The following is a 6,921-nucleotide window of genomic DNA, read 5'->3' on the forward strand; positions in this document are numbered from 1 at the left end:
CGCCAGCGCCTTCACCTTCCAGTACTCACCGCGCCCGGGCACCCCGGCCGCCGACTTGCCCGACCAGGTGCCGGCCGACGTCGTCGCCGACCGCTACCAGCGGCTGGTCGACCTCCAGGAGCGGATCAGCACCGAGGAGAACGAGAAGCAGGTCGGCCGCACCGTCGAGGTGCTCGTCGCCGACGGCGAGGGCCGCAAGGACGTCGCCACCTCCCGGATCAGCGGCCGCGCCGCCGACAACCGGCTGGTGCACGTCGCACTGCCCGAGGGGCTCGCCGAGGCGGCCCGCCCGCGCCCCGGGGACATGGTGACGGCGACCGTGACGCACGGCGCCCCGCACCACCTCGTCGCCGACTCACCCGCGCTGGGCGGCACCTACCATCTGCGCCGCACCCGCGCCGGTGACGCGTGGGAGCGCGCCCGCCGCGGCGACCACGACCACGGCGGCGGCGCCGCGGCCCCCGGCGGCGCGGTGAGCCTCGGCATGCCCAGCCTCCGCCGCCCCTGACCGCCCGCCCCGCCGCCTGAGAGCGCCCGCCGCGTCCGCTCTCACCGTTGGCTCGCCCTTTTCGATCATTGCTCGCCCTTGTGCGCGTCCCGAACTGAGCGGAAAGGGCGAGCCACGTGGGGCGCGGGAGGCGGACGGGGCGGCGCGCTCCCGAACTAGGCTGGGCGCGTGCCCGCCCCCGTGATCGCCGTCGTCGGCCCGACCGCGACGGGCAAGTCCGACCTCGCCCTCGACGTCGCCGAGCTGCTCGGCGGCCCGGAGGCGGTGGAGGCCGTCAACGCCGACGCGATGCAGCTCTACCGGGGCATGGACGTCGGCACCGCCAAGCTTGCGCCGCACGAGCGCCGCGGTGTCGCGCACCACCAGCTCGACGTCCTCGACGTCACCGACGAGGCGAGTGTGGCGGCCTACCAGCGGCACGCCCGCGCCGACATCGCGGCGGTCCATGCACGGGGTCGCCGCGCCGTGCTCGTCGGCGGCTCGGGCCTCTACGTGCGGGCGGTGCTCGACGAGCTCGACTTCCCGGGCACCGACCCCGAGCTGCGCCGCCGCCTGGAGGCGCGCGCGGAGCGGGAGGGGACGGCCACGCTGCACGCCGAGCTCGCCGCCCGTGACCCGGTCGCCGCCGCGCAGATCCTGCCGAGCAACACCCGTCGGGTGGTCCGCGCCCTGGAGGTCGTCGAGCTCACCGGCCGGCCGTTCTCGGCCACCCTGCCCAAGCACCGCTACCACCTGCCCGCCCTCCAGGTCGCCATCGACGTCCCCCGCGAGGAGCTCGACCGGCGCATCGCCGCCCGCGCCCGCGCCATGCTCGACGGCGGCCTGCTCGACGAGACCCGCGACCTCCTCGCCGCCGGGCTCGCCAAGGGACGCACCGCCTCCCGGGCGGTCGGCTACGCGCAGGCGATCGCCGTCCTCGAGGGGCGGATGGACCTCGACGACGCCCACGCGGCGATCACCACCGCCACCCGGCAGCTCGCCCGCCGCCAGGAGAAGTGGTTCCGCCGCGACCCGCGCGTGCACTGGTTGCCCCCCTCCCCGGCCCTACCCCAGCGGGTGGTCGACCTCCTCGCCGGCTGACGGGCGGTGGACCACGCCCTGCCACCCCTTACCCTTCCTCCATGGCCGACCTCACCGCGCTGCGCGGGGTGCCGCTGACCAAGGGGCACGCCACCGAGAACGACTTCGTCCTGCTCACCGACCCGGACGGGTCGCTCGCGCTGGACGCCGCCACGGTGGCCGCCGTCTGCGACCGCCGTACCGGGGTCGGGGCCGACGGACTGGTCCGGGCCGCGCGGACCAGCGGCCTGGAGGACCCGACCGTCCGCGAGGCGCAGCAGGCCGAGTGGTTCATGGACTACCGCAACACCGACGGCTCACCGGCCGAGATGTGCGGCAACGCCATCCGACTCCTCGTCGCCTACCTCGCCGACGAGGGGCTCCTCGCGGCGCCGGAGGGCGAGCCGGTCGCCGTCGCCACCCGCGGCGGGGTACGCACCGTGTGGCGCAGCGGCACCGGCTGGACCGTCGACATGGGGCCCTGGCACCTGCCGGGCGGCGACGCCGCAGCCCGGCGCGCCTTCGACGTCGCGGTCCAGGCGGTCGGGCTCGAGGGCACCCGGGCCGGCCTGCGGGTCGACATGCCCAACCCGCACGTCGTCGTCGCCCTCCCCGACACCGACGAGCTCGACGGCGCGGACCTCGGCCCGCGGGTGGCGGTCGACCCGCCGCAGGAGACGAACGTCGAGCTCGTCGTGCCGCTCGGGGAGACCACGGTCGACGGCGAGCGCGTCGGGATGGTGCGGATGCGCGTGCAGGAGCGCGGGGTGGGGGAGACCCGTTCGTGCGGCACCGGTGCGTGCGCCGCGGCCGTCGCGCTGCGCACCTGGGGCGGGGCCGACGCCCCCCGGCTGTGGCGGGTGCTCGTCCCGGGCGGGGAGCTCGGGGTGCGGCTCACCGACGACGGCCGGGCTCTGCTCACCGGCCCGGCCACGCTCGTCGCGCGGGTCACCTTGCGCTGACCGGGCCGGCCGCCTCCTGCTCCGGACCGGCCTCGGCCGACGCAGCCGAGCCGTACACTCGCCGACCATGAGCCACGAGCGGCCGGGGACCCGGCGTCCGACCTTCCGTGCGTCGGCGGGCCTCGTGCTCGCCGGGCTTCTCCTGGGCGCCTGCGGCACCGTGTCGGCCCCGCCGGCTGAGCCCGGCGGGACACCCGCCCCCAGGGCGTCCGTCGCCTGCCCCGAGCCCGTCGGCGGCGACGTGCCGGCCGGCTGCGTGCCCTACGACCCCGAGTGGGCGATGGAGCAGAACGAGCGCTACCGCGACCGGATGCCGATGGACGCCCAGACCCGCGCCGCGAACGCGCCCGTGCTCCAAGACGCCGTCGCCGCCCTGGAGCAGCTCGGCGGACGGGTCACCCCGGAGGCGGTGGACCGAGCCCTCACGGACGTCGGGCTGAGCGGTGTGCGGACGCGGGACGCCGACGGCGGGGTCGCCTTCGGGGGAGGAGCCCCCGCGGGCGGCTGCGTCCACGGGGCGGTCGACGCGGCCGGCACGGTCACCGCCGAGCTGGGCGGGTACATCCTCGACGGCGGGTGCCTGCCGGCTCACTGACGCCCGGCGAACGCTAGTCCCGGCGCACCTCGAGCACCCGGAAGCCCTTGGAGGAGGCGATGCGTTCGGTGGGCATCCCGAGCTCGGCCTCGATCCACCGGTGCAGCGAGTCCGCCCCGAGGTTCTTCCCGACCACGAGCAGCGCCCGCCCGCCCGGCACGAGGCGTCCGAGCCACGTCTCCAGCAGGTCGTGCAGCACCTGCTTGCCGACCCGGATCGGCGGGTTGGACCACAGCTCGGTGATCCCGTCCTCGACCAGCCCGGCGGCGTCCTCGGGCGCGGCGACGGCGACGTTGCCCAGTCCCAGCGCGGCCGCGTTGCGGGCGGTGAGCTCCCGGGCGCGCTCGTTGACGTCGACGGCGACCACCCGGGCCGCCGGGGACTCGGCGGCCAGTGCCAGGGCGATCGGGCCCCAGCCGCACCCCAGGTCGACGAGCGTCCCCTCGGCGGGCGGGGGCGGCGCCGCGTCGAGCAGCACCCGGGTGCCCGGGTCGAGCCGGTCACCGGAGAACACCCCGGGTGCCGTGTGCACGCGCACGCGGCAGCCCCGCAGGTCGACGTCGATGGTGCGGGTCTCCCCGGGGGAGGCGGGACGGGCGGAGAAGTAGTGCTCGCTCACCCTGCGCAACCTACTCCGCTCTGGGGATAACTGGTCGCCTGGCAGACCGTGACGTGGGACCCTGGAGACAGTGAACGACGACTGGGAGACCATGGCAGAACACGACGACGTCACGTCGGCGGAGCACGAGCAGGACCCGGCACGCGACGTGGTGGCCCGCGTCCTCGCTCGCGCCGGCACCGCGCTGCAGCCGGAGGCCGAGGACGGCCACGAGCTCGACGGCGATCAGCTCGACCGCGAGGAGCGGTCGGCGCTGCGCAGGGTCGTCGGGCTGTCCACCGAGCTCGAGGACGTCAGCGAGGTCGAGTACCGGCAGCTGCGCCTCGAGCGTGTGGTGCTCATCGGTGTGTGGTCCGGGCCCGACCCGGAGCTGGCGGAGATCTCGCTGCGCGAGCTCGCCGCGCTCGCCGAGACCGCCGGGTCGGTGGTCCTCGACGCCGTCCTGCAGCGCCGCCCCACCCCGGACCCGGCCACGTACTTCGGCTCGGGCAAGGCGGCCGAGCTGGCCGAGCTCGTCGCCGAGCTGGGCGCCGACACCGTCATCGCCGACACCGAGCTCAGCCCCTCCCAGCGCCGCGCGCTGGAGGACGTCGTCCAGGTCAAGGTCATCGACCGCACCGCCCTCATCCTCGACATCTTCGCCCAGCACGCGAAGTCGCGGGAGGGCAAGGCGCAGGTCGAGCTCGCCCAGCTGGAGTACCTGCTGCCGCGCCTGCGCGGCTGGGGTGAGTCGATGTCCCGGCAGGCCGGTGGCCGGGTCGCCGGCGGTGCCGGGATCGGGTCGCGGGGCCCGGGTGAGACGAAGATCGAGCTCGACCGGCGGCGCATCCGCACCCGGATGGCCCGGCTGCGGCGGCAGATCGCCGCCATGGCCCCGGCCCGCGAGACCAAGCGGGCCTCGCGGCAGCGCAACCGGGTCCCCGCCGTCGCGATCGCCGGCTACACCAACGCCGGCAAGTCCTCGCTGCTCAACCGGCTCACCGGGGCGGGCGTGCTGGTGGAGAACGCGCTCTTCGCCACCCTGGACCCCACCGTGCGCCGGGCCGAGACCCCCGACGGGCGGGTCTACACCCTCGCCGACACCGTCGGCTTCGTCCGCAACCTGCCCCACGAGCTCGTCGAGGCGTTCCGCTCCACGCTGGAGGAGGTCGCCGAGGCCGACGTCATCCTCCACGTCGTCGACGCCTCCCACCCCGACCCCGAGGGCCAGGTGCGGGCGGTGCGCGAGGTGCTCGCCGACATCCCGGGCACCGAGGAGATCCCTGAGCTCGTCGTGCTCAACAAGGCGGACATCGCCGAGCCGGGCACGGTCGCGGCACTGCGCACGCGTTACCCCGGGGCGGTGGCGGTCTCCGCCCGCACGGGTGAGGGGGTCGCCGAGCTCCAGGAGCGCATCGCCGAGCTGCTCCCGCGGCCGTCGGTGCGCATCGACGTCCTCGTCCCGTACTCCCGCGGCGACCTCGTCTCCCGCGCGCACGAGTCCGGTGAGGTGCTGGCCGAGGAGCACACCGCGGCCGGGACGCAGCTGACGGCGCTCGTCGACGAGACGCTCGCCGCCGAGCTCACCGCCGCCGCGCAGCCGGCGTGAGCGCCTCGAGCACCGCCGGGCTGACCGGGACGGCCGAGCTGCTCCGCGACGCGGTCCGGCGCCTCGGCGGCAGCGATCGCACCGGCCAGCTCCGGATGGCGGAGGAGGTTGCCCGCACGCTGCGTGAGCCGCGGGCGTTGCTCGTCCAGGCGGGGACCGGGACCGGCAAGTCCCTCGGCTACCTCGTGCCCGTCCTCGACCACGCCGTGCGCCACCACCAGCGGGCGGTCGTCTCCACGGCCACGCTGGCGCTGCAGCGCCAGGTGCTCACCCACGACGTCCCGCTCGTGGCCGACGTCGTCGCCGCGTCCGGCGCGCCTCGGCCGCAGGTGGCGCTGCTCAAGGGCTGGCACAACTACGTGTGCAAGCACAAGGTCGCCGGCGGCTACCCCGTGGAGGACGAACCCGGGCTCTTCGCCCTCGACGCCGCCTCCGCCGCGTCCGCTCCGGCGAGCGGCTCGCTCGCCGAGCAGGTGGTGCGGGTGCGGGCGTGGGCCGAGGAGACCGACACCGGCGACCGGGACGACCTGGACCCGGGCGTCAGCGACCGGGCGTGGCGTCAGGTCTCGGTGACCAAGCTCGAGTGCCTCGGCGCGAGCTGCCCCATGCTCGAGGAGTGCTTCCCCGAGGCCGCGCGGCGCGCCGCCCACGAGGCCGACGTCGTCGTCACCAACCACGCGATGCTCGGCATCGCCGCATCCGGCTCCCCGCGGGTGCTGCCGGAGCATGACATCCTCGTCGTCGACGAGGCACACGAGCTCACCGAGCGGGTGACGGCGCAGTCCACCCTGGAGCTGTCCGCCGCCGTCGTCGACCGCACGGTCCGCCTGGCCCGCAAGCACGCCGGGGTCAGCGTCGAGTCGCTCGAGGCCGCCGGCCAGGCGCTCGGCGCCTTCCTCGAGACCGCCCCCGAGGGACGGCTGCGCCGGGTGCCGGCCGAGCTGCTCGACGCCGTCACGCTGCTCGAGGCGGGCAGCCGCGAGGCGCTCAGCGCGATGCGCGGGGAGAGCGAGGGTGAGCCGGGCGGACGGCTCATGGCGCGGTCGGCGATGGTCGTGCTCCACGAGATCGCCGAACGGCTCCAGGGCGACGGCGTCGCCGAGCGCCGCGACGTCCTGTGGTGCGACCGGGGGCGTACCGGCTTCGAGTCCGCCCGCCTCCACCTCGGCCCGCTCGACGTCGCGCGGCCGATCGCCACCGAGCTGCTCGCCGGCCGGGCCGCAGTGCTCACCTCCGCCACGCTCGCGCTCGGCGGCACCTTCGAGCCGATCGCCCGGACCCTCGGCCTCACCCTCCTCGACCACCTCGACACCGACGACGACGCTCGGACGGCGTCCACTGGTGCGCCACAGGGCACCGGCGAGGGCCGGCGCTGGCACGGCGTGGACGTCGGCTCGCCCTTCGACTACGGACGCCAGGGCATCCTCTACGTCGCGCGCCACCTGCCGCCGCCCGGACGGGACGGCCCGAGCGAGGAGGCCCGCCGTGAGCTCGTCGAGCTGGTCCGGGCCTCCGGTGGGGGAGCACTCGGCCTGTTCTCCTCCCGCCGGGCCGCCGAGGAGGCCGCCGAGCTGCTCCGGGCAGAGCTCG

The 6,921-nt window shown here is 76.0% G+C and carries 6 protein-coding genes and 1 pseudogene; 6 read left to right on the forward strand and 1 reads right to left on the reverse strand.

What is annotated here, in order from left to right:
* The 4 genes and pseudogenes from Q0195_RS00810 to Q0195_RS00825 form a co-directional block, all read left to right on the forward strand.
* Nucleotides 1-508 (forward strand): annotated as a pseudogene (locus tag Q0195_RS00810) (tRNA (N6-isopentenyl adenosine(37)-C2)-methylthiotransferase MiaB); the annotation flags it as partial.
* Between the two features lie 168 nt (nucleotides 509-676).
* The gene (gene miaA / locus Q0195_RS00815) at nucleotides 677-1,588 is read left to right on the forward strand and encodes a tRNA (adenosine(37)-N6)-dimethylallyltransferase MiaA (RefSeq protein WP_299273261.1); all 912 of its coding nucleotides are present in this window, start codon (nucleotides 677-679) and stop codon (nucleotides 1,586-1,588) included.
* A gap of 41 nt (nucleotides 1,589-1,629) precedes the next feature.
* A complete protein-coding gene (gene dapF, locus Q0195_RS00820) occupies nucleotides 1,630-2,529 on the forward strand; it encodes a diaminopimelate epimerase (protein WP_299273264.1) in 900 nt (299 codons plus the stop codon).
* A gap of 67 nt (nucleotides 2,530-2,596) precedes the next feature.
* Nucleotides 2,597-3,124 carry a hypothetical protein gene (locus Q0195_RS00825; protein WP_299273267.1) on the forward strand — a complete coding sequence of 176 codons (528 nt, stop codon included), beginning with the start codon at nucleotides 2,597-2,599 and terminating at the stop codon, nucleotides 3,122-3,124.
* A gap of 13 nt (nucleotides 3,125-3,137) precedes the next feature.
* Here Q0195_RS00825 and Q0195_RS00830 read toward each other — a convergent pair whose 3' ends face one another.
* The gene (locus tag Q0195_RS00830) at nucleotides 3,138-3,743 is read right to left on the reverse strand and encodes a methyltransferase (protein ID WP_299273270.1); all 606 of its coding nucleotides are present in this window, start codon (nucleotides 3,741-3,743) and stop codon (nucleotides 3,138-3,140) included.
* A gap of 91 nt (nucleotides 3,744-3,834) precedes the next feature.
* Between Q0195_RS00830 and hflX the strand changes: the two genes are divergently transcribed.
* The gene (hflX, locus tag Q0195_RS00835; protein WP_299273274.1) at nucleotides 3,835-5,331 is read left to right on the forward strand and encodes a GTPase HflX; all 1,497 of its coding nucleotides are present in this window, start codon (nucleotides 3,835-3,837) and stop codon (nucleotides 5,329-5,331) included.
* On the forward strand, nucleotides 5,328-6,921 hold a 1,594-nt coding region (locus tag Q0195_RS00840; RefSeq protein WP_299273272.1), incomplete at its 3' end, for an ATP-dependent DNA helicase. The genes hflX and Q0195_RS00840, both read left to right, overlap by 4 nt.

This window comes from uncultured Georgenia sp., assembly GCF_937958535.1.
In the GTDB taxonomy this organism is placed as follows: domain Bacteria; phylum Actinomycetota; class Actinomycetes; order Actinomycetales; family Actinomycetaceae; genus Oceanitalea.

Coding starts and splice junctions, on each gene's coding strand:
- Q0195_RS00825 (WP_299273267.1), top strand. CDS start 2,597: ATGAGCCACGAGCGGCCGGGGACCCGGCGTCCGACCTTCCGTGCGTCG.
- dapF (WP_299273264.1), top strand. CDS start 1,630: ATGGCCGACCTCACCGCGCTGCGCGGGGTGCCGCTGACCAAGGGGCAC.
- hflX (WP_299273274.1), top strand. CDS start 3,835: ATGGCAGAACACGACGACGTCACGTCGGCGGAGCACGAGCAGGACCCG.